Raw genomic sequence first — 26,581 nt, forward strand, 5'->3', positions numbered from 1 at the left:
GAACGGGGCTTTTTATATTTATTGCAAACGCCACTGCTCATACTGTGACAGTTCTTTTTTAATTAGCGTCCATATGAAACCTAAAACAACTGCATCGTCAATAAAACCAAGACCTAGTATAACGTCTGGAATGATATCGAGCGGCATGACGATATACAAGATGGCAGCAGTTAGCAGCAAAAGTGTTTTCACCTGTGAACGAGGGTAATCGCCATTTCGCCAATCGCGAAGCATCTGAAAAAAAGTAGTCATGTGCTGGATACACTTTTTTCGGTTTTTCCTCTTTAAAATCGCTTTTCCGCCTGCCGCTCCGAGCATTATTGCTTTCTTTTTCTTCATTGGGCATACCTCCTGCCTGGCGGCGTGTTTAATATATTCTTCATCTGGGTATTGTTCTTCTAATCCTATCAATATATCTATTATACCTGAAAAATTAACTTATTTAATGAAAATATGTTTACAAATAAAGTATAATCTGTAATAATGCACAATAACCCAATCAAACTTGTTTCCTATTTCTTAGCGGCGAGGGGTGAAGTGAATGGGCGGTTCTTCTGAACAAGAAAGATTGTTGGTGTCTATTGATGAAAAAAGAAAGTTAATGATAGATGCCGCTAGAAAGCAGGGATTTACAGGGCATGACACGATCAGGCACAGTCAGGAGCTGGATTGTTTAATAAATGAATATCACCAGCTTATGCAAGAAAACGAACATTCCCAAGGGATTCAAGGTCTTGTAAAGAAATTAGGCTTGTGGCCCCGCAGAGATGTTATGCCAGCATATGATGCAAATAAATAGCGGCCTATCAGATGCATATATAAAGAGAGAGAGCTTTTCAGAAGCGCTCTTTTTTTCTGGAAAAATTCATATGAAAGAGGGAACTAATGAAAGAACTGGCGATTCTCATTACTGAAATGGTCAATCAATTTCATGATGCTTTTATTTCTTTATGCGGAATACTTGGCATTCATTTAACTGACAAAGACATGCATTTTTGGGTGATCGGCATTTTTGGCATATTTTTTTTCGGCTTTACTCATGCTGTGTTTACATGGCTTTCTAAATGGAGTATGACCGCCTTGTCCTTTATCTATACTGTTACAGTTATCATTGTTATCGTATTTGCGATTGAGATTCAGCAAAAAGTGACGGGGAGAGGGAATATGGAGTTTTTAGATGCCACAGAAGGCATAAAGGGTTTTTTAGTATTTTTTATGTTTTTTTTGCTTCTGAAAATGCTGCTGCGTTTCATCAAAATCCTTTTTTTCGGCAGTCCAGCAGGCAAGTCGAATGGAAATGCCCGGTCACGAAGATAAAAAAAACCTCCTGACAAGGTCAGGGGGTTATGAAGCGGACACGGGGAGGGTAATCGTCACCTCTGTGCCTCTTCGCACTTCACTTTCAATATGAATAGAGCCTCCGTACATCAGCACGATCCGTTTACAAACGACAAGGCCGAGACCGGTTCCTTTTTCTTTAGAAGTAACAAAGGGAAGGAAGATGTGATCCAGCATTTCCTGAGAAATCCCTTCACCGTTATCCACAACTTTGATTATGGCTTTTTTATCTAAAGCTCCCAGGGAGATCGTCAGTTTGCCTCCTTCAGGCATTGACTCGAGTCCATTTTTTGCCACATTTAAAATCACTTGTTTAATATGATCTTTTGTACATTTTACGAGTAAGGGCTGCTCGGTTAAATGCTGTAATTCGACTTCAACATTGTATAGATTGCCCTCAGAATAGATGATCGGCATAATTTCTCCGATAATGTCCTGAAGCGAGTTCAGCTCCCATTTTTCAGCTGTCGGCTTGCCGAGAACGAGAAACTCACTCACAATTTGATTGATGCGCTTGATCTCCTGTTCGATAATGGAGAAGTAAAGCTGATCTTCCTCACCTTTATATTTCTTTTGCAACAGCTGAATAAAGCCGCTTATCCCGGTGAGAGGGTTACGGATTTCATGGGCTGTGCTGGCAGCAAGCGTCCCGATCAGCTCTAATTTTTGCGCCTCATTTTCTGAGCGCTCCAGTTGGGTCTGACGCTTCAGTAAATAATACAGTACGAGAATAAAAAGGATATTCAGCAGCACAATACTGCATGAAAGCGGAAGCACGAGACTTTTCGTCAATTCTTCTATTGTGACCGGGTTCGGATATACTTTCATATTCCAGCTGATATCATCCAGATATCCGCTGACAGGTTTCTGATCTTTTACATGGGAGGCCTGTCCGCTCGCAAAAATCATTTTCCCGTCTTGGTTCACGACTTCAATATAAACATCAGGGCTTAGCAAGTTAATGAGATTTTTCAAATAATCAATTTGAATAGCTGCGACAAGATAATCTGTCACATTTTGTTTTGAGTCCAAAACAGGGACACAAATTGTAAAAATGGGCTGACCTGTAATTCTGCTCGAATAACTATCTGAAATGACTGTCTTTTTTGTTTCTTTTGCTTTTGTAAAAAAAGATCTGTCGGCCAGGTTTACTTTCGTTTTTAATTCGGTTGTGCTTGCGGTAACGTCTCCTTTGGCATTTAGAAAATAGAGGCCGGAAAATCTCGGCTCTGAATCAAAGGTCTTTTCCAAAATCGACTGCATTTTCTTTATATCAACCGGTCTGTCAATGGCGATGGACAAGGAGGTCATTCGTGCCATCGTTTCTCCGATTAAATAATTGATTTTATTGCGGTGAAGGTTTAGCAGGACACTTGCTTCTTGCTTATGTTCTGCAGCTATTGTATCTTTTTCTTTTTCATATACGAAAAAGCTGATGACGATTGCCGGAATCACGACCAGTATGATATAAAGTTTGACTCTCCCGCAGGCGCCTTTTAGTATTTTCAATTTGCATCGCTCCAACATACACCTGATTAGAGGTATTATATCATTGTTTCTTCTTCTTTAATAAGAAAAAATAACCAAAAAAATTAGAAAAAGATGTTGGGCAGCTTACATTTTAAAAAAGAAGAGAAATATTGGAAAGATTTTTATTGACATTTTGGTCTTTGTTTATTAATGTTTCTCTGTAACGGTTTCTAAAAGGATGATTGAGATATGACAGAAAAATCACTGAAGTTATTTATCGTGCTGTCGCGTGCGTATCGGTCTATTAACGATCATATGAATAAGCATATTCATAAGCACGGGCTGAATCCGACTGAATTTGCTGTACTAGAGCTTTTGTACCATAAAGGCGATCAGCCGCTGCAGCAGATAGGGGATAAAATTCTATTGGCTAGCGGGAGCATCACATACGTTGTAGATAAGCTGGAGCAAAAAGAACTTCTTATTCGGAAAGCGTCTCCTACAGACAGACGGGTGACATTTGCACAAATTACTGAAAAAGGCATCGGTCTTTTGAACGATATTTTCCCTGGTCACGCTGCTGAAATTGATGAAATGATCAGCGTATTAAGCGAAGAAGAGGTAGAGATGTGCACTGAAATGTTAAAAAGAGTAGGATTAAACGCAAAACAGTTTCATAATAAGTAAAAAAAGGAAGCCTGATATGTCACAAGGCTTCCTTTTTTGCTATTTTTCATTTGTTTCCGCTGCGCCTCTCGGCAAAATAAGAACTTCAACCCGCCGGTTTTTGCTTCGGCCTTCCGCAGTTTTGTTGGAAGCCACCGGTTTATACTCGCCATAACCCTTGGCACTGAACACTTTTGCATCGAGCTTGGGGTTTTCAATCAAAAGCCCCATAAAGTTTACCGCTCTCATGACGCTTAAATGCCAGTTTGATTGGAATTCAGAATTTTTAATTGGCATATTATCAGTATGTCCGCTGATAATGATATTTCTTGGCGGGTTAATCACAAGAAGATTTGAAATCTCTTTTGCAAGCGGCACATCTTCCTTACGGATGGTCGCTTTTCCAGAATCAAAGAAGATGCTGTCTTTAATCGTAATCAGAAGGCCTTCACTAGTCATCTTCGTCTCCAGCTGATGTTCCAGCTTTTTATCTTTGATGAACTTTTCCACCTGGCTCTTCACATTTTCAAGTTCTTCTTGATCAGCTGCTTTTTCTTTTTCTTTCTTGTTTTTCTCTTTCTCTTCTTTTTCCTTTTTCACTTCATCGATGCCGTCTGACTCGTTTTCAGGAGGAGTGACACTGGAGTAGTCCAGTACACCGGTGCCTCCTGTAAAGACTTCATTAAATGATTTTGAAAGCATTTGAAACTTAGCTGCGTCAATTGAGCTGCTCGCGTACAGCACAATAAACAATGCCAGGAGAAGAGTAAGGATGTCGGCGTAAGGCACGAGCCATGATTCATCAACGTGCTCGTCCTCATGCTTCTTCTTCTTTTTTCTCGCCATTTTGCGCCTCTCCTTGTTCTGCAAATTTCAAGCGGTCCTTCGCAGGAAGATACATTAAAAGCTTTTGTTCGATGACTTTCGGTGCCTGTCCTTCTAAAACGGATAACACACCTTCAATCATGACTTCACGCAGTTTTACTTCTTGTTTTGATTTTCGCTTTAATTTATTTGCGAAAGGATGCCATAACACATACCCTGTGAAGATACCGAGAAGTGTGGCAACAAAGGCAGCACTGATGGCGTGCCCAAGCTCATCTGTGTTATCCATATGAGAGAGGGCGGCAATTAGCCCGATTACAGCGCCGAGTACTCCAAGTGTCGGCGCGTACGTTCCCGCTTGTGTAAAGATAGCGGCTCCGGCTTGGTGCCTGTCCTCCATTGCTTCGACTTCCTCTGTCATGATATCTCTGATAAATTCCGCGCTTTGCCCGTCAACAGCCATGCTGAGCCCGTTTTTCAAGAAAGCATCATCTACATCCTCAATGCTTGCTTCTAAAGCAAGCAGACCTTCGCGGCGTGCAAGCTGAGCCCATTCAGAGAACATAGGAATGAGTTCCTCTATTGTGAGCTGTTTATTTTCCTTAAATAACACTCGAAACAGCGCAGGCACTTTTTTAATTTCTTTTGTTGGGAACGCAATAACGACTGCTGAGATTGTCCCGGCGATAATAATTAAAATGGCGGCGGGGTTTGCAAGCGCGTTGAAGCTGACGCCTTTCAGAACCATTCCCACACTCAATGCCACAAAAGCAAGAATAATACCGATTAACGAAGTTTTATCCATATTTTTCACCAAATCCTTTTTTACTAGCTTGTCTATGGTTAATATCGGTTTTGGCGCCCGGAACTTTAGGGACATTGTGAATTTGTTCATGAAATATTCAAGGAAGAGGAATAGAAGGGAGAAATAAACAAAAACGGACTTTTCAAAATTGAAAAGCCCAGGGGTTTAATGAAATTGGCAGTTTGTTTGCAAGCTGTCCTTCAGATGGTATTCATATAATAGTAGAAATACATATTCACTGTATATAAACGTGTTCCATCCCTCCTTAAAAAAAGTGTAAAGGATGAAAGGAAGCAGCGCTTCAGGGGAAGGGACGGTATTTACTCAGTCAAGAGTATGAATGCATAAAAAAGCGGCTTCCTAAAAGGAAACCGCTAATTGTTATTTCGCTTGCACTTTGATTTTATCATCTTCTAAAATGACGTGAAAACTTGTGATCTCGCTGTTATCAAGCAGCAGATCAGTCATTTCATCCTCAACCCATTCTTGGATGGTTCTTCTAAGCGGACGTGCACCGAATGAAGGGTGGTAGCCCAGCTCAGCGATTTTTTCTTTCGCTTCATCTGTTACATGCAAGCTGATGCCCCGTTCAGCCAATGTTTCTTCAAGTTCTCCAAGAAGAAGGCTGACGATTTTGACCAGATGTTCTTTTTCCAATGAGCGGAACTCAATAATGCTGTCAAAACGGTTGAGGAACTCGGGTTTAAAGAACATGCTCAGTGAATCAATCAATGTTTGTTCTTCGATGACACTGTCATCTGATTGGAAACCAACTTTCGTTTGTTTCTCGCCAGCACCCGCATTACTTGTCATGATGATTACAGTGTCTTTAAAGCTTACGGTTCTGCCTTGGCTGTCTGTCAGACGGCCATCTTCCATAATTTGCAGGAACATGTGCTGAACGTCTGGGTGTGCTTTTTCAATCTCATCCAGCAACACAATGCTGTAAGGATTGCGGCGCACTTTTTCAGTTAATTGTCCAGCTTCCTCATGGCCGACATATCCAGGCGGTGAACCGATAATTTTAGATACGGCGTGTTTTTCCATGTATTCGCTCATATCGAGACGGATAATAGCGTCTTTTGTGCCGAACAATTCATCCGCCAGTGTTTTAGAGAGCTCTGTTTTCCCTACGCCGGTAGGACCGACAAAGAGGAAGGAGCCGACTGGTCTGTTTTTGGATTTTAATCCGGCGCGGCTTCGTCTTACCGCTTTTGCCACTTTTTGAACAGCCGCTTCTTGTCCGATCACGCGTTCATGAAGTTTTGCTTCAAGCTCCTTCATTTTCGTTTGTTCGTCTGCCTGCAGTTTGCCGACAGGAATACCTGTTTTTTGTTCAACAATTTCCTGAATGTGTTCAGCTTCCACAGTAACAGCAGTTTGAGCGGAGGAGCTGTTCAGTTTTTTCTCCAATGCGAGTTCTTCATCACGGAGTTTTGCCGCCAGTTCGTAATTTTCTTCTTCAAGTGCTTTGGTTTTTTCTGCTTCAATTGCAGTTAAGCGTTCAGCCGCATCCTCATCATTCAGTTCATCAATTAACAGGTTGGCTTTTGAACCTGCTTCATCTAATAAATCAATTGCTTTATCCGGCAGGTGTCTGTCCTGAATGTAGCGGGATGATAAAGTGACACATGCTTTGATTGCTTCATCACTGAAGGTCACGCCATGGTACGCCTCGTATTTGTCTTTAATCCCTTGCAGAATGAGGATAGCTTGTTCAATTGAAGGCTCCTGCACCATGACAGGCTGAAAACGTCTTTCCAGCGCAGCATCTTTTTCGATTTGACGGTATTCTTTCAGTGTTGTCGCCCCAATGACTTGCAGTTCGCCTCTGGCTAGGGCCGGTTTGAGAATATTGCCGGCGTCCATTGATCCTTCTGCAGAGCCTGCGCCGACGAGAAGGTGAATTTCATCAATGAACAGAATGACATTTTTTCGTTCCTTCAGCTCAGTGATCAGCTGTTTCATTCTCTCCTCAAATTGGCCTCTGATCCCTGTATTTGCAACAAGGGATGCAACATCAAGCAAGTATAGCTCTTTGTTTTTCAGTTTGTTTGGAACATCGCCTTCAGCAATTTTTAAAGCGAGTCCTTCAGCGATGGCAGTTTTCCCTACACCCGGCTCCCCAATAAGAACCGGATTGTTTTTGTTGCGGCGGTTTAGAATTTCGATCACTCTCGCCACTTCATCATCACGGCCGATGACTGGATCAATGAGACCGGCTTTAGCACCGTTTGTAATATTTTGAGCCAGCTCATCAAGCAGCCCTTTTTTTCCGCTTTGTTTTGCTGCGCTCTGTTCTTTCGGCTGGAATGCCTGTTCAAAAGGAAATCCGAAAGATTGAGGACCCATACTCATTGAAGGTTTACGGGTCAGTTCGTTATAACAAGTTTCACATAGAACCATCTGTTTATGAACGGAATTTATTTGCATGTTAAGGCGAATCGTCGCCTCGTTTTGATGACAATGTTGACAACGCATTTGCCAAAACCTCCTTAATAATTTGATCTTCTTTGACCAATGAAAGTGAATAAAAAGGTCTGATTTGACCTTCTTTGACTATTAGTATATGGCAAACTCAACGGCATTTAAAACAATATGCTCAAAGCAACTTAACTTTTTGACTATCTTTGACCAATTGTTTTTTAAAAAAGGCCGGTTTGTTTGACCAACTTTGATTAATAGTATACTCTGACCATCTTTGACTTTCAAGTCTTTTGCACAAAAATTTTTTAATTTGTTACAAAGTAAAACATGTTTTCTTCGTCTTTTCAAGGAACTTGTCTCATAGGTTATAAAAAGGCATCTATGGACAAAACTGCGGATCGTTCGGAGGGGAGAAATGGAACAATCAAAAGGGTCTGCAAGTCAGCTTGCTTTTGTGTATGTCGGCACAGTAGTCGGAGCTGGATTTGCGACTGGCAGAGAAATTGTTGAGTTTTTTCTTAAGTTCGGCTGGTTCGGTTTATTCGGTATTCTCGTCAGCGGCGGAATGTTTACGTTACTGGGCGCCAAGCTGATGATCATTTCAAAGCGAATCAATGCCAAGTCATATCAAGAAATGAACATCTTTTTGTTCGGGGCGACGGCTGGGCGGATTATCAATGTATTTATGCTGTTTGTTCTTCTCGGAGTTACATCTGTTATGCTCTCAGGAGCAGGAGCACTTTTTGAGGAACAATTGGGGATGTCCGCTCAGATTGGGATGCTCATTACAATCGGTCTGAGCTTAATTGTGATGACTAGAGGAGTAAAAGGCATTTTCGGTGTCAATGTGTTTGTTGTTCCCCTTTTAATCATCTTTTCAATGATTGTGGTGGCCGACTCTTTTATATTCAACGAATCACGAAACGCAGCTCAGTGGGTCTGGCCGCATCGCTGGGATTGGCTGTTATCAGCCTTTTCTTACGGGGCTTTGAATTTATCGCTTGCCCAAGCGGTTCTGGTTCCGCTGGCGAATGAAATGTCCTCGGAGAAAGTGATAAAAAAAGGCGCTTTAATCGGAGGCACGATGCTGACGATTGTGCTGTCCGCGAGTTTTCTGTCTTTGTCGACTCTTCCGGATGTATTTTTGTATGATATACCGATGGCGCAAGTGGTTTATCTCTTTGCACGATCTGTCCATTTGATTTATTTACTGATTATTTTCGGAGAAGTGTTCACATCAGTTATCGGTAATCTATATGGATTAGAAAAACAAGTGCAAAGCTTTCTTCCAGTGAAAAGCAAATATATCTTTGCGGCCATTATGATCACGGCTTATATCACGAGCCAGATAGGGTACGGCAAGCTCATTTCAACGATTTATCCCTTGTTTGGCTATGTGAGTCTGGCCTTCATAGGCGCTTTGATTTGTAAAAAGGCTCCTAGGCGGCACAGTTTATAACTATATATAATGAAGCGAACCGTTACAATAGATCTTGAAGAGGTGGACTGACTTTTTTATTGTCAAGAAAAACAACATTATGGTAAGATAGCAGAAGTGAAAAAATTGAAGAAAATCCGTGCGGTATGCGGGAGAGGTTCTAGCTACACCCTCTATAAAAAACTAAGGACGAGCTGTATCCTTGGATACGGCCTTTTTTATGTTTTTCTAGAGCACCTTCCGAAAAGGTGTTTTTTTGCGTGAATCAGCTGTAGCGATGTCTCTCGCCGACGTTTTTATTGCGGAGAAGGAGAGGAATCATGAAAAAAGAAAAAGCAATTGTCGTATTTAGCGGCGGTCAAGACAGCACCACATGCTTACTGTGGGCTTTAAAAGAATTCGAAGAAGTCGAAACGGTGACTTTTCATTATAATCAGCGACATTCGCAGGAAATTGAAGTGGCTAAATCCATTGCGGAAAAGCTTGGTGTGAAAAATCATTTGCTTGATATGTCACTTTTAAACCAGCTTGCACCGAATGCCCTGACTAGAAATGATATTGAGATAGAAGCAAAAGACGGCGAACTGCCATCCACATTCGTCCCAGGCCGCAATTTGGTATTCTTATCCTTTGCGTCTATCCTGGCATACCAAATTGGCGCGCGCCACATCATTACAGGAGTTTGCGAGACAGACTTCAGCGGTTATCCTGACTGTCGTGACGAATTCGTGAAATCTTGCAATGTAACGGTAAATCTGGCGATGGAGAAGCCGTTTGTGATCCATACGCCTCTCATGTGGCTCAATAAGGCGGAAACATGGAAGCTTGCAGATGAGCTTGGCGCGCTGGATTTTGTGAAAAACAACACGCTGACATGCTATAACGGCATCATCGCAGACGGCTGCGGCGAATGTCCGGCATGCCATCTTCGTTCAAAAGGTTATGAAGAATATATGGTGATGAAAGGAGAGCGTGCATAAATTGTTATCTCAAATTTATCCGCAGGCCCAGCATCCTTATTCGTTTGAACTGAATAAGGACATGCACATCTCAGCCGCTCATTTTATCCCTCGGGAAAGTGCGGGAGCGTGCAGCAGGATTCACGGGCATACGTATACCGTAAATATAACCGTTGCCGGCGACGAACTTGACGACTCCGGCTTCCTTGTCAATTTCAGCGTGCTCAAAAAACTGGTGCATGGAAACTATGACCATACGCTATTAAATGATCATGAAGATTTTTCTCAGGACGACCGGTATTCGCTGCCGACAACTGAAGTTGTGGCGAAAACGATTTATGACAACGTACAGGCTTATTTAGACACTTTGGAGAATAAGCCGGCCTGTGTACAGGTGTTTGTCCGTGAAACACCGACAAGCTACTGTGTCTACCGTCCGAAAAAGGGTGGTTTGAATGGCTAAAGGAATTCCTGTATTAGAAATTTTCGGCCCGACGATTCAAGGAGAAGGCATGGTGATCGGACAGAAAACGATGTTCGTCCGGACAGCCGGCTGTGATTATTCCTGCAGCTGGTGTGACTCCGCCTTCACTTGGGACGGATCTGCTAAAAAAGATATTCGCTGGATGACGGCAGAGGAGATTTTTGCAGAGCTTAAGGACATTGGAGGAGACGCGTTTTCTCATGTGACGATCTCAGGCGGTAACCCAGCCCTGTTAAAACAGCTGGATGCTTTTATTGAACTGCTGAAGGAAAATAACATCCGTGCAGCGCTTGAAACTCAAGGGACCGTTTATCAGGATTGGTTTACGCTGATTGATGACCTGACAATTTCTCCAAAACCGCCAAGCTCAAAAATGGTGACGAACTTTCAAAAGCTTGACCACATTTTAACTTCACTTCAAGAGAATGATAGACAGCATGCTGTCAGCTTGAAGGTTGTTATCTTTAATGATGAAGATCTGGAATTTGCCAAAACGGTGCACAAGCGGTACCCCGGGATTCCGTTTTATTTACAAGTCGGCAATGATGACGTGCATACGACAGATGACCAGTCACTGGTTGCACATTTGCTTGGAAAATATGAAGCGCTCGTTGATAAGGTAGCTGTCGATGCAGAGCTGAATCTCGTCAGAGTGCTCCCGCAGCTGCACACCCTGTTATGGGGCAACAAACGCGGAGTATAATAGAAAGGAAGATGAACATGACGACAAGAAAAGAATCAGAATTAGAAGGTGTAACACTGCTAGGCAACCAAGGTACAAATTATTTGTTCGAATATGCGCCGGACGTGCTGGAATCCTTCCCGAATAAACACGTAAACCGTGATTACTTTGTAAAATTCAATTGTCCTGAATTCACATCTTTATGTCCAAAAACAGGACAGCCTGACTTTGCAACAATCTACATCAGCTACATTCCTGATGAAAAAATGGTTGAAAGCAAATCATTAAAGCTGTATCTATTCAGTTTCAGAAACCATGGTGACTTCCACGAGGACTGCATGAACATCATTATGAATGACTTGATTGAATTAATGGATCCGCGCTACATCGAAGTATGGGGCAAATTCACGCCAAGAGGCGGAATTTCCATTGACCCGTACACAAACTATGGAAAACCTGGCACGAAATATGAGAAAATGGCCGAGTACCGCATGATGAATCATGATTTGTATCCGGAGACGATTGATAATCGTTAATTATTCCGTTGTGTGATACGGAGTGTGAAACGAAGTGGAGTCACAGTAAAATCCGAACATTCAGCGTTAATTTTCAGCGGAAATGTGACCTGGTCACAGCGAAGTGTGACCCGCACTAAGCTCAATAAAAGTGTGACCCGGTCACACTAAAAGTGGGAAAAGTCACACCTGAAAATGGCTCTACTCATGGGAATTGTATTAAAAAGTGTGACCTGAGGTGCAACCTGAACTGTGACTTTTATGCAGTGAAAAATTGATAGTACAGAAGCAGATTAAGGCGTACAATTTGTACGTCTTTTCTTTTTTTATCCGAAAGAAAAAATGCCTATCTAGAGATCATAGGCATTAAATATTATTATCAATATCTTCATTTATTTTTTGGCTAAGTTTCTGAACCTTCTCTTTAACATTTGAAACAGCTCTTTTTTGAATTTCATCAAAGTTCTCCTGAATATAGTCCATGACACATCTTATTAGAACCTCACTTTCAAAATTGAATATCTCATTTATTTCTGACTGTTCTTCATCTGTTAGGTGATGGTATTGAAGTTGTTTAGCATTTACTTCAGCAGCTACATCAATCCTAACTTAGTTGTTCTGGTTGTACAATTTCATATTCACCTTCTGCATACTCTTGCTCCGCATAATGGCCTCCCCATTGACAGAGCTCCTGCAAGATAGGTTTAAGAGATTCTCCAAGTTCAGTGGATGAATATTCAACCTTCGGCGGTACTTGATTATACATCTTTCTGCTCACAAGTCCACTGGCTTCAAGCTCTCTAAGTGTTTGAATCAGCATTTTCTGAGTTATATTTGGGATAATGCGCTTTAATTCACTCGTTCTCTTTGGTCCATTCATTAAAAAGTATAATACAAGGCCTTTCCATTTTCCTCCAATAACTTCCTTTGTCACTTCAAACCCACAACTAAATTTTTTTTTCATGTCTAAAGCTCTCCATTCCACATTTATTACTTTTTAGTTACTATATCACAAAAAAGTGGGTACTTCCGATAACGTGCTTACTGAAGGATACTATATCTTGTAAGTTGTTCTTCAAGTACTTAAAGGTACTAGACATAAAATAAAATTAATTCTAAAGGAGTGTTAAGTATGGGTAAATTTGAAGGTAAAATAGCGCTTGTAACGGGTGGAACAAGTGGGATTGGTCTTGCTACAGCACAAAAATTTGTAAACGAAGGTGCATATGTTTATATCACGGGACGTAGACAAAACGAACTTGATAAAGCTGTTAACCAAATTGGCAAGAACGTAACCGGTGTTCAAGGTGATATTTCTAAGCTTGAAGACTTAGACAAACTATATGACATTATAAAGCAGGAAAAAGGTAGGTTGGACATTCTTTTTGCTAATGCAGGCATCGGCAACTTCCTTCCATTAGGTGAAATTACTGAAGAGCAGGTTGATAGAACGTTCGACATTAACGTTAAAGGAACCATCTTTACTGTTCAAAAAGCATTATCACTATTCCCAGACAAAGTAGGTTCTATTATTGTAACGGGCTCTACTGCTGGATCAATTGGCAACCCAGCGTTTAGTGTATATGGAGCATCTAAAGCAGCATTAAGAGCACTAGTTCGCAACTGGATTCTTGACCTAAAAGGTACTGAAATCCGTGTAAATGTGGTTAGTCCAGGAGGTATTCTTACACCTGCCTACGATGAGCTTTTTGGTGATGCACTTGAAGAGGCACTGGAAAATAGCAGAAATACTGTTCCAGCTGGAAAAGTTGGGACACCTGAAGAAGTAGCAAACGCTGTATCTTTCCTTGCTTCAGACGAAAGCAGTTACTTGACGGGTGTTGAATTGTTCGTAGATGGCGGGCTAGCACAGGTATAATTTCCCTGCGCAGAGATTACAAATAGTCCCCAAAAAAGGTTAATGGGGATTTACTTGAAGAAGTCGTATAAAAAAGTCGTTTTCCTTAAAGGACAGGGAATTCGACTTTTTTATATTTGAATTTGCTTAACGTTGTAAATTCGCATTTTCCTGGGGCTACCACTAAATGACCTGTAAAAAAGATTACCTTGTGAATAAATGTACTTAAAGTAACGGGGGCGTTGTATGTTCTAAAACAGGGAACTGGGTACATCCTAATAATTATAGGAGATCATTTAATGTAACAAGAGATGCATTGAATTCACCTAAACTTCGCTGCCATGATTTAAGACATACACATGCTACCTTTTTAATTGGGATTCTAAATTTTAACCCAAGGATCGTTCAGGAAAGATTGGGGCACGCACGAATTACAACAACATTAAAAACATCAGAAAACACTTGTGGGGCAAGACTTTAACCTGACTTTTCTTCCACGAGGACTGCATGAATATCATCATGAATGACATGATTGAATTAATGGACCCGCGCTACATTGGGGCAAATTCACGCCAAGAGGCGGAATTTCCATTGACCCGTACACAAACTATGGAAAACCTGGCACGAAATATGAGAAAATGGCCGAATACCGAATGATGAACCATGATTTGTATCCGGAGACGATTGATAATCGGTAATGGTACAAGATGTCCTAACCTAGACGTGTGTAACAGCACGTCTATTTTTTGTTTTTAAAAGCATCTTAGTTACTCGTTCTTCACACCCCGATTATGTAAAAAAAGACGAGTGAATCCGGGGGAATTCCACTCGCCGCTTTCTAATGAAAAGACGGGATGCTGGATGGCAGCTCGTCTGTTTTATTATAAATTAACGAACGTATGTTTGTGAAGGTGTCTTTTCTAAAGAAATGGTGAAAATAACGATCAGAACAGATTTATTGTGAACGTTCGCTAAGGTATGCTAAGATGCATGAACCATAAAGGAGCTGATAAGAAATGAAGACACTGCGGTTAAACAATGTAACGTTAGAAATAGCTGCATATCAAGAAGAAAACGAGCCGAAGCGCAAAATTGCATGTACCCTAAACGTTACGAGTGAGACTTACCATGATATCGCCGTCCTGTTGTATGAAAAAACGTTTAATGTCGAGGTTCCGGAACGAGATCTTGCTTTCCGGGGTGAAATGACAAATTATTCAACGTCATTGACCAATCTGTACGAACCAGGGGCCGTCAGCGAGTTCTATATAGAAATAACGGAAATAGACAAAAACGCCGTTTCATGATCGGTGTTTTTTACGTAAAAAAGCTGCCGGCCGGCAGCTTTTGAGAAAGTGAATTTCATATGTAAGGTGTTTAATTGTCCGTCTTGCAGTTTTTTTCGAATCAATGTGGAAATAAGGAGGTTTTAATAGGAGTCTCTGATGATCTTATAATTTTTATGATTAACAACTGTCAATGAATCTAACTCAAGATCCCGATAGTTATCCATGATCGTCACATCAACGATAACAGAATTCTCATTTACTTTTTCAACAACACCGGTTAATCCGTTTTTAAATTCAATGACATTTCCAACCTTAGCGATTTTCACAAGCTTCCTCTCCTTTAAACATAATAATGCCTTTTGAAAGTATTTTGCAGTATTTTCATTGAGAAGTAAAGCGATAAGGAGTTTTATCTCCCTTATGAATTGTCCTGTCGCTATAAAGATGATATATTGATTTTCGTCAATAGAAAGAAAAGGGGGAATTTTCGTTGCGTCCCGAAGAGATCACAGAAATGATTGAACAGCTGCGCACCGGCGCCATAAACGAACTGAGAGTCCAGAAAGAGCATTTCCTTGATTTCAGGGCTGTGTTATCTAAACAAGATGATTTTAAACATTTCCGAGGAATTGCCCAGCAAGGCGGAGATGTCATATTTCAATACTTAGAACAGCCAAGAAGCTGAAGGTTTCTCATATGTGAGAAGCCTTTTTATCATATATGACAGAATACAGGCCTTTTATTACATCCGTCTGTAACAGGTGTAAATAAAATGTAAAGTGTCAAAGATGGATAAATATGCTTTTATTTTACAATATTTATATAATTCCAGGCTGTTTTTCTGCCAGTAAGCAGTGAGTCATCCTCTTTATTCCATCCTGATACCTCCTTGGGAGAGTTGGAAAATCTTTTTCCGTGAAAATGAATGGATCTCTTGTTAAGGTAATGAAGTGTTTTTTTGAGCACTTTAAGGAGGAAATTGTATGACAACGAAATTCACTGCTCTGGCTGTTTTTCTTCTTTGTTTCATGCCTGCAGCCAAAATTGAGCATACACAAGCTTCACTACTGAGCGCAAAGAAGACAAAACATGAAGAAGCGAAATGGCTTACACATATAGATCGAAATACGAATGAATCTTTCCCTTCACTGTCTGCTGATAAGGACAAGAAAATAAAACCGATTAAGCTATCAGCACACACTGAAAAGAAAGAGAAAGATAAACCGGACAAAACAAATGATGAGAAAGAAACATATACACAGTCTGAAAAAGAGTTGCTGTCCCGTCTCGTTCACGCAGAGGCCAAAGGAGAATCATATAAAGGCAAGGTCGCTGTAGCAAGCGTTGTACTGAACAGGACGGAGAAAAAAGGTTTTCCAGATACGATAAGAGGAGTTATTTATCAGAAAAACGCCTTTGAACCGGTCGCAAACGGGAGCATTAACCAAAAGCCTGATAAAGAATCGATTGAAGCTGCCGAAGAAGCGCTGTCCTCAAAAAATAGAGAAACAGATGCCATATTCTTTTATAATCCGAAAACAGCGTCAGATAATTGGATTCGTTCAAGAAAAATCGTAGAAAAAATCGGCAGACACGTTTTTGCCGTCTAAGCATAGAAGAGACAATTTGTCTCAGCTGTGCTTTTTTTCATATAAAGAGTAAAAATAAAATAATTTTTGAACTTGTCTCATATGATGTTGGTAGTACAAGAGACAAGGAGAGACATCATGAATCGATTTGTGAAAGGGATCATTCTTTTATCCATTGCCGCCTTTTTCGCTGAATGCCTTGAATTTGTCGTAAATATGATTTTGGCGCGGGAGCTTGGCGAGCATGGGATGGGGCTTTACATGAGTATTTTGCCCACGATCTTTTTAATTATTGTCATCGCGAGCCTGGAACTGCCGATATCCATTTCTAAATTCATTGCCGAGTCAAATCCTAAGCTTCATGAAAGCATGCTGAGGCACGCTTTCAGAATGACAGCCATTTTTACTGCTTTTTCTACTGCCGCCGCTAGTATTGCGCTTCCGTTTATTCCGGTATTTGATACATACCACCCGTTTATTAAAGGGATTGTCATCGGCTTAATTCCTGTTGTCGCCTTTACTTCAATCGCCAGGGGCTACTTTATGGGTGTGCAGAAAATGGGGAAGATCGCAATTGCCAATGTGCTGAAAAAAATCATCCAGCTCTTGTGCTTATTCCTCTTTTTTCAATGGTACTCATTTGAATTGGACATGGCTGTGCTGATTTCCTTGTTTGTTCTAGTCGTGAGTGATGTTGTCGTGCTTGTTTATTTATATTCACAATTTATCATGGCAAGGCGGGCGTTATCCGGCCAGCAGCACATTCATTTGCGCGGAAAGGATGTAAGGAAAAGACTGCTTGCTGTTTCAATTCCTACAACAGGACTGCGCATTTTTCATGCGGTTGTCAATGCAATTGAACCCTTTTTAGTAAAAGGAGCTCTTTTGGCTGCGGGCGTTGCCGGGACAGCGGCGATCGATCAATACGGAATGCTGGCAGGAGTGGCTGTGACGATAGGGTCGTTCCCTGCTTTTATTGCCCATTCGTTAATGGTCGTCATGATACCGAGTATTTCGGAAGCTTATGCACTTTCTCAGTATGACATCGTGTTAAAAAGGCTGAAGCAGTCGATTTTCATTACATTAGGTTACGGTATACCGGCTGTCTGGATCATGTTCCAGTTTGCGGGACCTCTCACGCATTTGTTTTTTCACTCTCCTGAAGCGCAGTATTACTTGCAGCTGTTGTGGCCTTACTTTCTCTTTCATCTGTTTGTCATGCCGCTGCAGGCGTGCTTAATAGGGATGGGCTTTGTGAAAGAGGCTTTTTATCACAATGTATGGAGCCATATTGTTGCGCTGAGTATGATGTATGTACTGGGATCAATGGAGAATCTGCAAATGCTCGGGATTATCCTAGGAATGAACACTGGCATGATTCTTTTGACGAGCCTGCACTATGCCACGATCTGCAAAGCATTGAAGGTATCCGTATTCCTTACGGGAGGGACCAGAACGCCGCGAATTGAAGGATGATATAGGAACTGCAGGGGCAAGCTAATTGAAAAGCATGAAAGGAAGATTCCATGTTGACGAAGCGCTTGCTTACTATATACATTATGTTATTAGGGTTGATTGCATGGTTTCCAGGTGTGGCACAGGCTGAGGAAAAACAGCCTGCTGTTCCCGCTGTTTTTCTTATGAAAACGATAGAAGGGGAGGACATCTCGATTCCGAATAAAGGGCAAAAAACAATTCTCCATTTTTGGACATCATGGTGTCCGCCCTGCAAAAAGGAGCTTCCCCAGTTTCAATCGTTTTATGATGCCCATCCATCCGACAGTGTAAAGCTGGTAACGGTGAATTTAGTGAATTCGGAACAAAATCAGCAAGTCGTTGAAGACTTTATTAAAGCAAACAAGCTGACGTTTCCGATTGTCCTTGACTCAAAAGGGGAATTGATGAAGGAGTATCATATCATCACGATTCCAACATCATTTTTGCTGAATGAAAAGGGAGAAATTGAAAAAACAAAAATTGGCCCGATGACGGCGGAACAACTGAAGGAATGGACGGAAGAATAGCTGAGAGCATAGACTCTCAGCTTTTTTCATATAGAGAAGAAGTGAATAAACATTAATGATAATTATTATCAAAAAGAAATTAAAATAATTATAATTGAAATTCTCTTCTTGCGTGCTATAATAAAGGAAGACATCAAGAAATAACTGACGATAAAGCTGCCTTTTGGGCGGCGATTTTGTTTTTTATAAAGGAAATGAAGATGATTTACGTTCTCAATTAGAGAGGAGAATTTGATATGAATGAACAAGTTATCGTTCAACGCGATCCGCAAGAGCCATTAAAAACAGACAAGAGAGAAAAAAACTGGGCGCAGCACGCAGAGCTTATTGCAGCACTTGGATCAGGCGCTCTTATTTTGGCTGGCTGGCTCTTATCCGGCCATCAAGCATTATCCATAACACTTTTCTTGCTGGCTTTTGTGATTGGCGGATTTGCTAAAGCAAAGGAAGGAATCGAAGAAACGCTCAAATCCAAAACGCTGAATGTAGAACTTTTAATGATTTTCGCTGCCATTGGCTCTGCCTTGATTGGATACTGGGCAGAGGGCGCTATTTTAATATTTATTTTTTCCTTAAGCGGAGCTTTAGAAACCTACACAATGAATAAAAGCAGCAGAGATTTAACGTCTTTAATGCAGCTTGAGCCTGAAGAAGCAACATTGCTGGTCGATGATGAAACCAAAAGAGTTCCGGTTTCAGACTTGCAGGCCGGTGATCTGATTGTGATTAAACCTGGAGAACGTGTAGCGGCAGACGGTATCATTGAATCGGGCTCGACAAGCCTTGACGAGTCGGCATTAACAGGTGAATCAATGCCTGTAGAAAAAAACACAGGCGACGCTGTATTCACAGGAACGGTGAATCGCAATGGATCCTTGACTGTTCGTGTTACGAAAGCAAACGAAGATTCGTTATTCAGAAAAATTATCAAACTGGTTGAATCAGCGCAAAACAGTGTATCACCCGCACAGGCTTTCATCGAACGATTTGAAAATGCTTATGTGAAAGGTGTGTTAATTGCGGTGGGGCTCCTGTTATTCATCCCGCACTTTGCGCTGGGCTGGAGCTGGAGTGAAACCTTTTACCGCGCAATGGTGTTTATGGTTGTCGCGTCACCTTGTGCGCTTGTCGCCTCTATTATGCCGGCTGCGCTGTCCCTGATTTCAAATGGCGCCCGCAACGGCATGCTTGTGAAAGGAAGCGTCTTTCTTGAACAGCTGGGCTCTGTGCAAATGATCGCCTTTGATAAGACCGGTACTGTAACTAAAGGCCAGCCTGCCGTTGAGACGATTAGAATAGCAGAAGGATTCAGTGAAGCGGAAGTTCTTGAGGCTGTCTATGCCATCGAAACGCAATCAAGCCATCCGCTCGCCCAAGCCATAACGGCGTACGCTGAAAGCCGCGGCGTGAATCAGTCTGGCTACATATCTATAGAAGAAACATCGGGGTTTGGCGTTATGGCAGAAGTGTCGGGCGCGAAATGGAAGGTCGGTAAAGCAGGTTTTATCGGCGAGGAAATGGCAGCACAATTTATGAAACAGACAGCATCAGATATCATTCAAAGCGGCCAAACGATTGTATTTGTGAAAAAGGATGATCAAATAGCGGGCTGTATTGCACTGAAGGACCAAATCAGGCCTGAAGCAAAAGAGGTCATGGAAGAACTAAACCGACTTGGGATTAAAACGGCCATGCTGACAGGAGATCACAAGGACACGGCTCAAGCGATTGCCAAGGAAGCCGGCATGACAACTGTTGCGGCAGAATGCCTGCCTGACCAAAAAGTGAATGAAATCAAACGATTAAAAGAAGAATTCGGAACGATTGCGATGGTTGGTGACGGAATCAATGATGCGCCGGCGCTCAAAGCGGCGGATGTCGGCATTGCGATGGGCGGCGGAACAGATGTAGCACTTGAGACCGCTGATATGGTCCTCATGAAAAACGACTTGAAAAAGCTCGTAAACATGTGCCGCTTGTCGCGGAAAATGAACAGGATCATCAAACAAAATATCGTGTTTTCTCTAGCTGTAATCTGCCTGCTGATTTGTGCAAACTTTTTGCAGGTGATGGAATTGCCATTTGGCGTGATTGGTCATGAGGGAAGTACGATTTTGGTCATACTAAACGGATTAAGACTCCTAAAATAAAATCAGCAGCCCCATCAGGCTGCTGGTTTTTATGTATCAAGCTTTCCCTTCATTTTTGTCTTTAGCAGATCTTTTCGTAACCAGGATGAGAGCGAGGATGCAGCAAAGGAAACCCGCTGCACAGCCTATAATTGAGCTGTAATAATAAAAGCCCACCATCTTCATCCCGATAAAAGGAGCGGAAATTCCAAAAACCGTTAAGAGCATAACTGCTTTTCGTCTGAAAAAATTCATCAGCAAACGGAACAACCCCCTGCGATTGAACGTTACTGTCAGTATACAGGAAGAGAAGCAGGAAATAAAATGCATCGGAAAATGAAGGCGTTGTGAAAGGCAAACATTTGTAAAACCTGATACAATGGAGGATAGAACAATGCATTGCAAATGGCGGGGAGGAACAAGAAGTGAATAGAATACAACGCGTCTCTTCATGGCTGAAGGAAGCGGGGCATACTGCCGCATTTATTCATACGAAAGAAAATGTTTTTTACTTAACCGGTTTTTACACAGAGCCGCATGAAAGATTAATGGGGTTATTTATTTTTCAAGAAGAGGAGCCTTTCTTTATTTGTCCAGGAATGGAAGCAGGACAGGCCCGCAACGCAGGCTGGAATTATGAAATTATTGGTTATGCGGATCACGAAAATCCGTGGGAGCTGATAGAGAAAGCCTTGAAAAAGCGAAATATCAGCATACATACGCTTGCGGTAGAAAAGGATTCCATCTCGCTATCACGCGCAGAACAGCTGAAGCATTCGACGGGCGGGGCTAAATTCGTATCAGCAGAAGAAACACTCAACCAGTTTCGCCTGATTAAAGACGACAATGAAATTCGTTTGCTGAAAGAGGCGGCAAAGCTTGCGGATTACGGTGTTGAAGTCGGTACAGCTGCTTTGCGAGAGGGCATTAGTGAAGTGGAAGTGCTCGCTCAAATTGAGTATGAGCTGAAGAAAAAAGGAATTCAAGGCATGTCTTTTTCGACAATGGTTTTATTCGGAGAAAAATCAGGCCAGCCTCACGGAAACCCTGGTACAGCCACTTTGAAGAAAGGTGATTTTGTTTTATTTGATCTGGGTGTAATCCTTGATGGCTACTGCTCTGATATTACAAGAACATTTGCATACAAAACCATCAATCCGAAGCAGGAGGCGATTTACGAGACTGTGCTTCAAGCGGAAAAAGCCGCGATTGAGGCAAGCAAGCCCGGTGTCAGAATCGGTGACCTTGACTTAACTGCGCGCGGTATCATTGAAAAAGCGGGATACGGAGATTATTTTCCTCACCGGCTTGGACACGGGCTCGGGATTTCTGTCCATGAGTACCCATCTATGAGCCAAGCCAACGATACACTGCTGCAGGAAGGCATGGTCTACACGATCGAACCGGGGATTTATGTGCCTGAAATCGGCGGCGTGCGCATTGAGGATGACGTTCATGTAACTAAGGACGGGGCAGTTGCTCTGACACAATATCCGAAGGAATTAATCATACTGCCGTAACAGGAAGTAAAAAAGGACTTTGTTCTAGACATCGTCCTTTTTTATCTGCATTAAATAAAAAAATCATCAAAAGTTCGAAATGGTTTAATTTCATGTTTTTGGTTGAGAGGTTTTACAGCAAGACAGCTGCCGCCGAGAACAGTGAGACATAATCCAATTAAAATGAAAAAACCCATGTGATCTTCTCCTTTCAGCAAAAAACATAAAATATGTCTGGTACGTTCCTATCATATTGTATGAAACGCATTCCAGATCAAGGGATTTAGAAAGAAGGGAATCTATGGCTAATATTAAAGACATTGCAGAAAAAGCAGGTGTCTCCGTTACAACGGTTTCCCGGGTGATAAACAATCATCCGTACGTTAGTGAAGACAAAAGAAAAAGAGTGCTTGAAGCGATGGAGGCATTGGAGTACACGAGAAATATTCACGCTGTACATTTGTCGAAAGGATTTTCAAACATGATTGGTGTTGTCTTGCCGACGGTTAGTCTGCCATATTTTGCAGAGCTGATTGCAGGAATAGCTGACGCAGCCGCGGAATCCGGGATTCACCTCTCTTTATTTCAAACAAACTATGAGGTCCAAAAAGAAATCTTTGCGCTGTCTCAATTAAAGCAGCGACAGGTTGACGGCCTGATTTTTTGTTCAAAGGCACTTGCTGATGAGAAACTCATGGAATGGGAGGGCCCGATATTGCTATGCCAGAATTCAGATATTGGCCATTTCCCAACCATCAGCATTCCTCACCAAGAAGCATTCCGGAACGGCTTGGACTATTTAATTGCCAAAGGGCACAAAAAAATAGCTATCTGTTTGGCAAGAAAAAAAGGCATGAACAGCCATTTTCGAATCACAGCCTATAAAGAAGCATTGGAAGAGATCGGCGAGGCATTTCGTGAAGACTGGGTAGTTGAGAAAGCGATTACAATCAATGATGGGAAGGCGCTTTTTTATAAATGGAAAACGTGGAAGGAAAAGCCGACGGCTATTTTTGTTGCCAATGATCAAGTGTCAGCAGGGCTTTTTCTTGAAGCAAAGAACCAGCAGGTATCAGTACCGGATGAGCTTGCGATCTTAAGCGTTGATAACCACGAAATCAGCCAAGCGCTTGGAATCACAACGATCGATATTCAGACAAAGGAAATGGGAAAGCAGGCATTTGCGATGCTGGAAAAAAGAATTCAAGGGAAGCCGATTGAAAGGAAAGTTTTGGATTATCGTCTCATCGAAAGATCGACTGTTTAGTGAAAGCATCGAAAAAAGGTTTGACGTGCATTCCGTTCGTTATGTACGATATGAGGTATTGAATGACAAAGGAGCTGAGGATCGTGAATGGGTCCTTCACAGTGAAAAAGGTACTGAATAATAATGTATTAATTGCTTCTCATCATAAATACAGCGAAGTCGTTTTAATCGGAAAAGGTATTGGTTTCGGAAAAAAACAAGATGATGTCATTGAAGATAAAGGCTACGATAAAATGTTCATTTTAAAAGACGAGAAGGAACAAAAGCAGTTTAAAAAGCTCCTTGACTATGTTGATGAAAAGCTCGTTGATATTTCAAACGATGTCATCTATCACATCAGCAATAGGACTAATCACTCATTAAATGAACATATTCACATTGCGCTGACAGACCATATCGCATTTGCGATCAAAAGGCAGCAACAGGGATTTGATATGAAAAATCCATTTTTAATGGAGACTCAGTCACTATACCCAGAGGAGTACCAAATAGCCAAAGAAGTCATAGATATGATCAATGAAAAGGCGGGAATCTGTCTTCCAGAAGGGGAGATTGGTTTTATCGCTCTGCATATCCATTCAGCGTTGACAAACCGCCCGCTGTCTGAGGTCAATCAGCACTCTCAGCTCATGGCGCAGCTTGTCGAGGTGATTGAAGACTCATTTCAAATGAAAGTAAATAAGGAAAGTGTCAACTATTTGCGGCTGATTCGGCATATCAGATTTACAATAGAAAGAATTAAAAAAGAAGAACCGACTAAAGAACCAGAAAAATTAATGTTGTTATTGAAAAATGAATATCCGCTATGCTACAATACAGCTTGGAAATTGATTAAAATCTTGCAGCAAACATTGAAGAAACCAGTTCATGAGGCGGAAGCGGTTTATCTGACGCTTCATCTGTACCGATTAACCAATAAAATTTCATAATTCAGTTTATCCTTATAACGTGTTACTGATTCGATCAGGCATGAGTGATTGAGGGAAAAAAACGGGAAGTTCATTCTCGTTCTTTTGCGCACCCAATTTTGCTCATGCCTTTTTGTTGTGTAAAAGGGCAAATGTAAACGGTTAAACTGGAAGACTTACGCCTGTGAATTCGTTGTCATGATTTTTAGCTGTAAGGTCAGACTAGTAAAAAGAGGAGGTCAATTCTTATGTTTAAAGCATTATTCGGCGTTCTTCAAAAAATTGGGCGTGCGCTTATGCTTCCAGTTGCGATCCTTCCGGCTGCAGGTATTTTACTTGCGATAGGGAATGCGATGCAAAATAAGGACATGATTCAGGTCCTGCATTTCTTGAGCAATGACAATGTTCAGCTTGTAGCAGGTGTGATGGAAAGCGCTGGGCAGATTGTTTTCGATAACCTTCCGCTTCTTTTCGCAGTAGGTGTAGCCATCGGGCTTGCCAATGGTGATGGAGTTGCAGGGATTGCAGCAATTATCGGTTATCTTGTAATGAATGTATCCATGAGTGCGGTTCTTCTTGCAAACGGAACCATTCCTTCCGATTCAATTGAAAGAGCCAAGTTCTTTACGGAAAACCATCCTGCATATGTAAACATGCTAGGTATTCCTACCCTGGCGACAGGGGTGTTCGGCGGTATTATCGTCGGTGTGTTAGCTGCATTATTGTTTAACAGATTTTACACAATTGAACTGCCGCAATACCTTGGTTTCTTTGCGGGTAAACGTTTCGTTCCAATTGTTACGTCAATTTCTGCACTGATTCTGGGTCTTATTATGTTAGTGATCTGGCCTCCGATCCAGCATGGATTGAATGCCTTTTCAACAGGATTAGTGGAAGCGAATCCAACCCTTGCTGCATTTATCTTCGGGGTGATTGAACGTTCGCTTATCCCATTCGGATTGCACCACATTTTTTATTCGCCGTTCTGGTATGAATTCTTCAGCTATAAGAGTGCAGCAGGAGAAATCATCCGCGGGGATCAGCGTATCTTTATGGCGCAGATTAAAGACGGCGTACAGTTAACAGCAGGTACGTTCATGACAGGTAAATATCCATTCATGATGTTCGGTCTGCCTGCTGCGGCGCTTGCCATTTATCATGAAGCAAAACCGCAAAACAAAAAACTCGTTGCAGGTATTATGGGTTCAGCGGCCTTGACATCCTTCTTAACGGGGATTACAGAGCCATTGGAATTTTCATTCTTATTCGTTGCACCAGTCCTGTTTGCGATTCACTGTGTGTTTGCGGGGCTTTCATTCATGGTCATGCAGCTGTTGAATGTTAAGATTGGTATGACATTCTCCGGAGGTTTAATTGATTACTTCCTATTCGGTATTTTACCGAACCGGACGGCATGGTGGCTTGTCATCCCTGTCGGCTTAGGGTTAGCGGTCATTTACTACTTCGGATTCCGATTTGCCATCCGCAAATTTAATCTGAAAACACCTGGACGCGAGGATGCTGCGGAAGAAACAGCAGCACCTGGGAAAACAGGTGAAGCAGGAGATCTTCCTTATGAGATCCTGCAGGCAATGGGTGACCAAGAAAACATCAAACACCTTGATGCTTGTATCACTCGTCTCCGTGTGACTGTAAACGATCAGAAAAAGGTTGATAAAGACCGTCTGAAACAGCTTGGCGCTTCTGGAGTGCTGGAAGTCGGCAATAATATTCAGGCTATTTTCGGACCGCGTTCTGACGGGTTAAAAACACAAATGCAAGACATTATTGCGGGACGCAAGCCTAGACCTGAACCTAAAACATCTGCTCAAGAGGAAGTAGGCCAGCAGGTTGAGGAAGTGATTGCAGAACCGCTGCAAAATGAAATCGGCGAGGAGGTTTTCGTTTCTCCGATTGCCGGGGAAATTCACCCGATTACAGATGTTCCTGACCAAGTCTTCTCAGGAAAAATGATGGGTGACGGTTTTGCGATTCTCCCTTCTGAAGGAATTGTCGTATCACCGGTTCGAGGAAAAATTCTAAATGTGTTCCCGACAAAACATGCGATCGGCCTGCAATCCGACGGCGGAAGAGAAATTTTAATCCACTTTGGTATTGATACCGTCAGCCTGAAGGGCGAAGGATTTACGTCTTTCGTATCAGAAGGAGACCGCGTTGAGCCTGGACAAAAACTTCTTGAAGTTGATCTGGACGCAGTCAAACCGAATGTACCATCTCTCATGACACCGATTGTATTTACAAACCTTGCTGAAGGAGAAACAGTCAGCATTAAAGCCAGCGGTTCAGTCAACAGAGAACAAGAAGAAATTGTGAAGATTGAAAAATAAGGGTGTTAGTACGCCGTGCTTGTCAGATGACAAGTACGGTTGTATGATATAATATTGTGAA

27 protein-coding genes, 2 pseudogenes and 1 riboswitch are annotated in these 26,581 nt (G+C 41.9%); of the genes and pseudogenes, 21 read left to right on the forward strand and 8 right to left on the reverse strand.

Annotation, left to right across the window (positions count from 1 at the left end):
• Nucleotides 1-18: 18 nt before the first annotated feature.
• Complete coding sequence (locus BLL41_RS02515) at nt 19-339, reverse strand: YkvA family protein (protein ID WP_071576685.1); 321 nt, start codon at nt 337-339, stop codon at nt 19-21.
• A 202-nt stretch (nt 340-541) separates the two neighbouring features.
• On the opposite strand from BLL41_RS02515, the gene spo0E reads away from it, so the two are divergent.
• Complete coding sequence (gene spo0E, locus BLL41_RS02520; protein WP_003218598.1) at nt 542-799, forward strand: aspartyl-phosphate phosphatase Spo0E; 258 nt, start codon at nt 542-544, stop codon at nt 797-799.
• Nucleotides 800-885: 86 nt separating this feature from the next.
• The gene (locus BLL41_RS02525) at nt 886-1,317 is read left to right on the forward strand and encodes a hypothetical protein (RefSeq protein ID WP_071576686.1); all 432 of its coding nucleotides are present in this window, start codon (nt 886-888) and stop codon (nt 1,315-1,317) included.
• Between the two features lie 27 nt (nt 1,318-1,344).
• Here the strand turns inward: BLL41_RS02525 and kinD are convergent, their stop codons facing one another.
• Complete coding sequence (gene kinD / locus BLL41_RS02530; protein ID WP_083427905.1) at nt 1,345-2,865, reverse strand: sporulation kinase KinD; 1,521 nt, start codon at nt 2,863-2,865, stop codon at nt 1,345-1,347.
• 192 nt (nt 2,866-3,057) lie between these two features.
• Between kinD and mhqR the strand changes: the two genes are divergently transcribed.
• Nucleotides 3,058-3,495, forward strand: coding sequence for a MarR family transcriptional regulator MhqR (gene mhqR, locus BLL41_RS02535; RefSeq protein ID WP_021479410.1), 438 nt, complete (start codon nt 3,058-3,060; stop codon nt 3,493-3,495).
• Between the two features lie 39 nt (nt 3,496-3,534).
• Here the strand turns inward: mhqR and motB are convergent, their stop codons facing one another.
• The 3 genes from motB to clpE form a co-directional block, all read right to left on the reverse strand.
• Nucleotides 3,535-4,320: a flagellar motor protein MotB gene (gene motB / locus BLL41_RS02540; protein ID WP_003232473.1), complete on the reverse strand. Its 786-nt coding sequence runs from the start codon at nt 4,318-4,320 to the stop codon at nt 3,535-3,537.
• Nucleotides 4,292-5,104, reverse strand: a complete 813-nt coding sequence (gene motA / locus BLL41_RS02545; RefSeq protein ID WP_014663751.1) for a flagellar motor stator protein MotA — start codon at nt 5,102-5,104, stop codon at nt 4,292-4,294. Before motA ends, motB begins: the two co-directional genes overlap by 29 nt.
• 381 nt (nt 5,105-5,485) lie before the next feature.
• The gene (gene clpE, locus BLL41_RS02550; protein WP_071576688.1) at nt 5,486-7,585 is read right to left on the reverse strand and encodes an ATP-dependent protease ATP-binding subunit ClpE; all 2,100 of its coding nucleotides are present in this window, start codon (nt 7,583-7,585) and stop codon (nt 5,486-5,488) included.
• Nucleotides 7,586-7,946: 361 nt separating this feature from the next.
• Between clpE and BLL41_RS02555 the strand changes: the two genes are divergently transcribed.
• The 5 genes from BLL41_RS02555 to queF all read left to right on the forward strand — a co-directional run bounded on the left by BLL41_RS02555 (nt 7,947) and on the right by queF (nt 11,630).
• Nucleotides 7,947-8,990 carry a YkvI family membrane protein gene (locus BLL41_RS02555; RefSeq protein ID WP_071576689.1) on the forward strand — a complete coding sequence of 348 codons (1,044 nt, stop codon included), beginning with the start codon at nt 7,947-7,949 and terminating at the stop codon, nt 8,988-8,990.
• Between the two features lie 127 nt (nt 8,991-9,117).
• A riboswitch (PreQ1 riboswitch) is annotated at nt 9,118-9,162 on the forward strand.
• A gap of 127 nt (nt 9,163-9,289) precedes the next feature.
• Nucleotides 9,290-9,949 (forward strand): 7-cyano-7-deazaguanine synthase QueC, encoded by a 660-nt coding sequence (queC, locus tag BLL41_RS02560; protein ID WP_071576690.1) that lies wholly within the window; start codon nt 9,290-9,292, stop codon nt 9,947-9,949.
• Nucleotides 9,942-10,391 (forward strand): 6-carboxytetrahydropterin synthase QueD, encoded by a 450-nt coding sequence (gene queD, locus BLL41_RS02565; RefSeq protein ID WP_080478214.1) that lies wholly within the window; start codon nt 9,942-9,944, stop codon nt 10,389-10,391. Before queC ends, queD begins: the two co-directional genes overlap by 8 nt.
• Nucleotides 10,384-11,115, forward strand: coding sequence for a 7-carboxy-7-deazaguanine synthase QueE (queE, locus tag BLL41_RS02570; RefSeq protein ID WP_071576691.1), 732 nt, complete (start codon nt 10,384-10,386; stop codon nt 11,113-11,115). The genes queD and queE overlap by 8 nt, the downstream gene beginning before the upstream one ends.
• Nucleotides 11,116-11,132: 17 nt before the next feature.
• The gene (gene queF / locus BLL41_RS02575; RefSeq protein ID WP_003218613.1) at nt 11,133-11,630 is read left to right on the forward strand and encodes a preQ(1) synthase; all 498 of its coding nucleotides are present in this window, start codon (nt 11,133-11,135) and stop codon (nt 11,628-11,630) included.
• Nucleotides 11,631-12,213: 583 nt separating this feature from the next.
• On the opposite strand, the gene BLL41_RS02580 is transcribed toward queF, so the two are convergent.
• Nucleotides 12,214-12,573 carry a winged helix-turn-helix transcriptional regulator gene (locus BLL41_RS02580; protein WP_041344828.1) on the reverse strand — a complete coding sequence of 120 codons (360 nt, stop codon included), beginning with the start codon at nt 12,571-12,573 and terminating at the stop codon, nt 12,214-12,216.
• Nucleotides 12,574-12,741: 168 nt separating this feature from the next.
• Between BLL41_RS02580 and BLL41_RS02585 the strand changes: the two genes are divergently transcribed.
• The 4 genes and pseudogenes from BLL41_RS02585 (at nt 12,742) to BLL41_RS02600 (ending at nt 14,774) form a co-directional block, all read left to right on the forward strand.
• Nucleotides 12,742-13,488: an SDR family NAD(P)-dependent oxidoreductase gene (locus BLL41_RS02585; protein ID WP_071576692.1), complete on the forward strand. Its 747-nt coding sequence runs from the start codon at nt 12,742-12,744 to the stop codon at nt 13,486-13,488.
• 232 nt (nt 13,489-13,720) lie between these two features.
• Nucleotides 13,721-13,948, forward strand: a pseudogene (locus BLL41_RS02590) (tyrosine-type recombinase/integrase); the annotation flags it as partial.
• Between the two features lie 11 nt (nt 13,949-13,959).
• Nucleotides 13,960-14,165, forward strand: a pseudogene (locus tag BLL41_RS02595) (tunnelling fold family protein); the annotation flags it as partial.
• 318 nt (nt 14,166-14,483) lie between these two features.
• Entirely contained in the window at nt 14,484-14,774 is a 291-nt protein-coding gene (locus tag BLL41_RS02600; RefSeq protein ID WP_071576693.1) for a YkvR family protein, read from the forward strand.
• A gap of 122 nt (nt 14,775-14,896) precedes the next feature.
• On the opposite strand, the gene BLL41_RS02605 is transcribed toward BLL41_RS02600, so the two are convergent.
• Entirely contained in the window at nt 14,897-15,082 is a 186-nt protein-coding gene (locus BLL41_RS02605; protein ID WP_003232446.1) for a YkvS family protein, read from the reverse strand.
• A 164-nt stretch (nt 15,083-15,246) separates the two neighbouring features.
• On the opposite strand from BLL41_RS02605, the gene BLL41_RS02610 reads away from it, so the two are divergent.
• From BLL41_RS02610 to pfeT, 5 genes are all read left to right on the forward strand, one after another.
• Nucleotides 15,247-15,441, forward strand: a complete 195-nt coding sequence (locus BLL41_RS02610; protein ID WP_003218622.1) for a hypothetical protein — start codon at nt 15,247-15,249, stop codon at nt 15,439-15,441.
• Between the two features lie 298 nt (nt 15,442-15,739).
• Entirely contained in the window at nt 15,740-16,366 is a 627-nt protein-coding gene (locus BLL41_RS02620; protein ID WP_003232442.1) for a cell wall hydrolase, read from the forward strand.
• 117 nt (nt 16,367-16,483) lie between these two features.
• Nucleotides 16,484-17,821: a sporulation protein YkvU gene (ykvU, locus tag BLL41_RS02625; RefSeq protein WP_071576695.1), complete on the forward strand. Its 1,338-nt coding sequence runs from the start codon at nt 16,484-16,486 to the stop codon at nt 17,819-17,821.
• Between the two features lie 50 nt (nt 17,822-17,871).
• The gene (gene stoA, locus BLL41_RS02630; protein WP_071576696.1) at nt 17,872-18,369 is read left to right on the forward strand and encodes a sporulation thiol-disulfide oxidoreductase StoA; all 498 of its coding nucleotides are present in this window, start codon (nt 17,872-17,874) and stop codon (nt 18,367-18,369) included.
• A gap of 236 nt (nt 18,370-18,605) precedes the next feature.
• Nucleotides 18,606-20,519, forward strand: a complete 1,914-nt coding sequence (gene pfeT, locus BLL41_RS02635) for a metal-transporting ATPase PfeT (RefSeq protein WP_071576697.1) — start codon at nt 18,606-18,608, stop codon at nt 20,517-20,519.
• 36 nt (nt 20,520-20,555) lie between these two features.
• Here the strand turns inward: pfeT and BLL41_RS02640 are convergent, their stop codons facing one another.
• Nucleotides 20,556-20,759 (reverse strand): hypothetical protein, encoded by a 204-nt coding sequence (locus tag BLL41_RS02640; RefSeq protein ID WP_071576698.1) that lies wholly within the window; start codon nt 20,757-20,759, stop codon nt 20,556-20,558.
• 164 nt (nt 20,760-20,923) lie between these two features.
• On the opposite strand from BLL41_RS02640, the gene papB reads away from it, so the two are divergent.
• The 4 genes from papB (at nt 20,924) to ptsG (ending at nt 26,520) form a co-directional block, all read left to right on the forward strand.
• Nucleotides 20,924-22,018 (forward strand): di/tri-peptidase, encoded by a 1,095-nt coding sequence (gene papB / locus BLL41_RS02645; RefSeq protein ID WP_071576699.1) that lies wholly within the window; start codon nt 20,924-20,926, stop codon nt 22,016-22,018.
• A gap of 280 nt (nt 22,019-22,298) precedes the next feature.
• Nucleotides 22,299-23,264 (forward strand): LacI family DNA-binding transcriptional regulator, encoded by a 966-nt coding sequence (locus tag BLL41_RS02655; RefSeq protein WP_071576700.1) that lies wholly within the window; start codon nt 22,299-22,301, stop codon nt 23,262-23,264.
• Between the two features lie 62 nt (nt 23,265-23,326).
• Nucleotides 23,327-24,193, forward strand: a complete 867-nt coding sequence (glcT, locus tag BLL41_RS02660) for a glucose PTS transporter transcription antiterminator GlcT (protein ID WP_003218635.1) — start codon at nt 23,327-23,329, stop codon at nt 24,191-24,193.
• Between the two features lie 227 nt (nt 24,194-24,420).
• Nucleotides 24,421-26,520 (forward strand): PTS glucose transporter subunit IIABC, encoded by a 2,100-nt coding sequence (ptsG, locus tag BLL41_RS02665; protein ID WP_071576701.1) that lies wholly within the window; start codon nt 24,421-24,423, stop codon nt 26,518-26,520.
• Nucleotides 26,521-26,581: the final 61 nt, after the last annotated feature.

The sequence above is a fragment of the Bacillus sp. FMQ74 genome, assembly GCF_001875785.1.
In the GTDB taxonomy this organism is placed as follows: Bacteria; Bacillota; Bacilli; order Bacillales; family Bacillaceae; genus Bacillus; species Bacillus stercoris.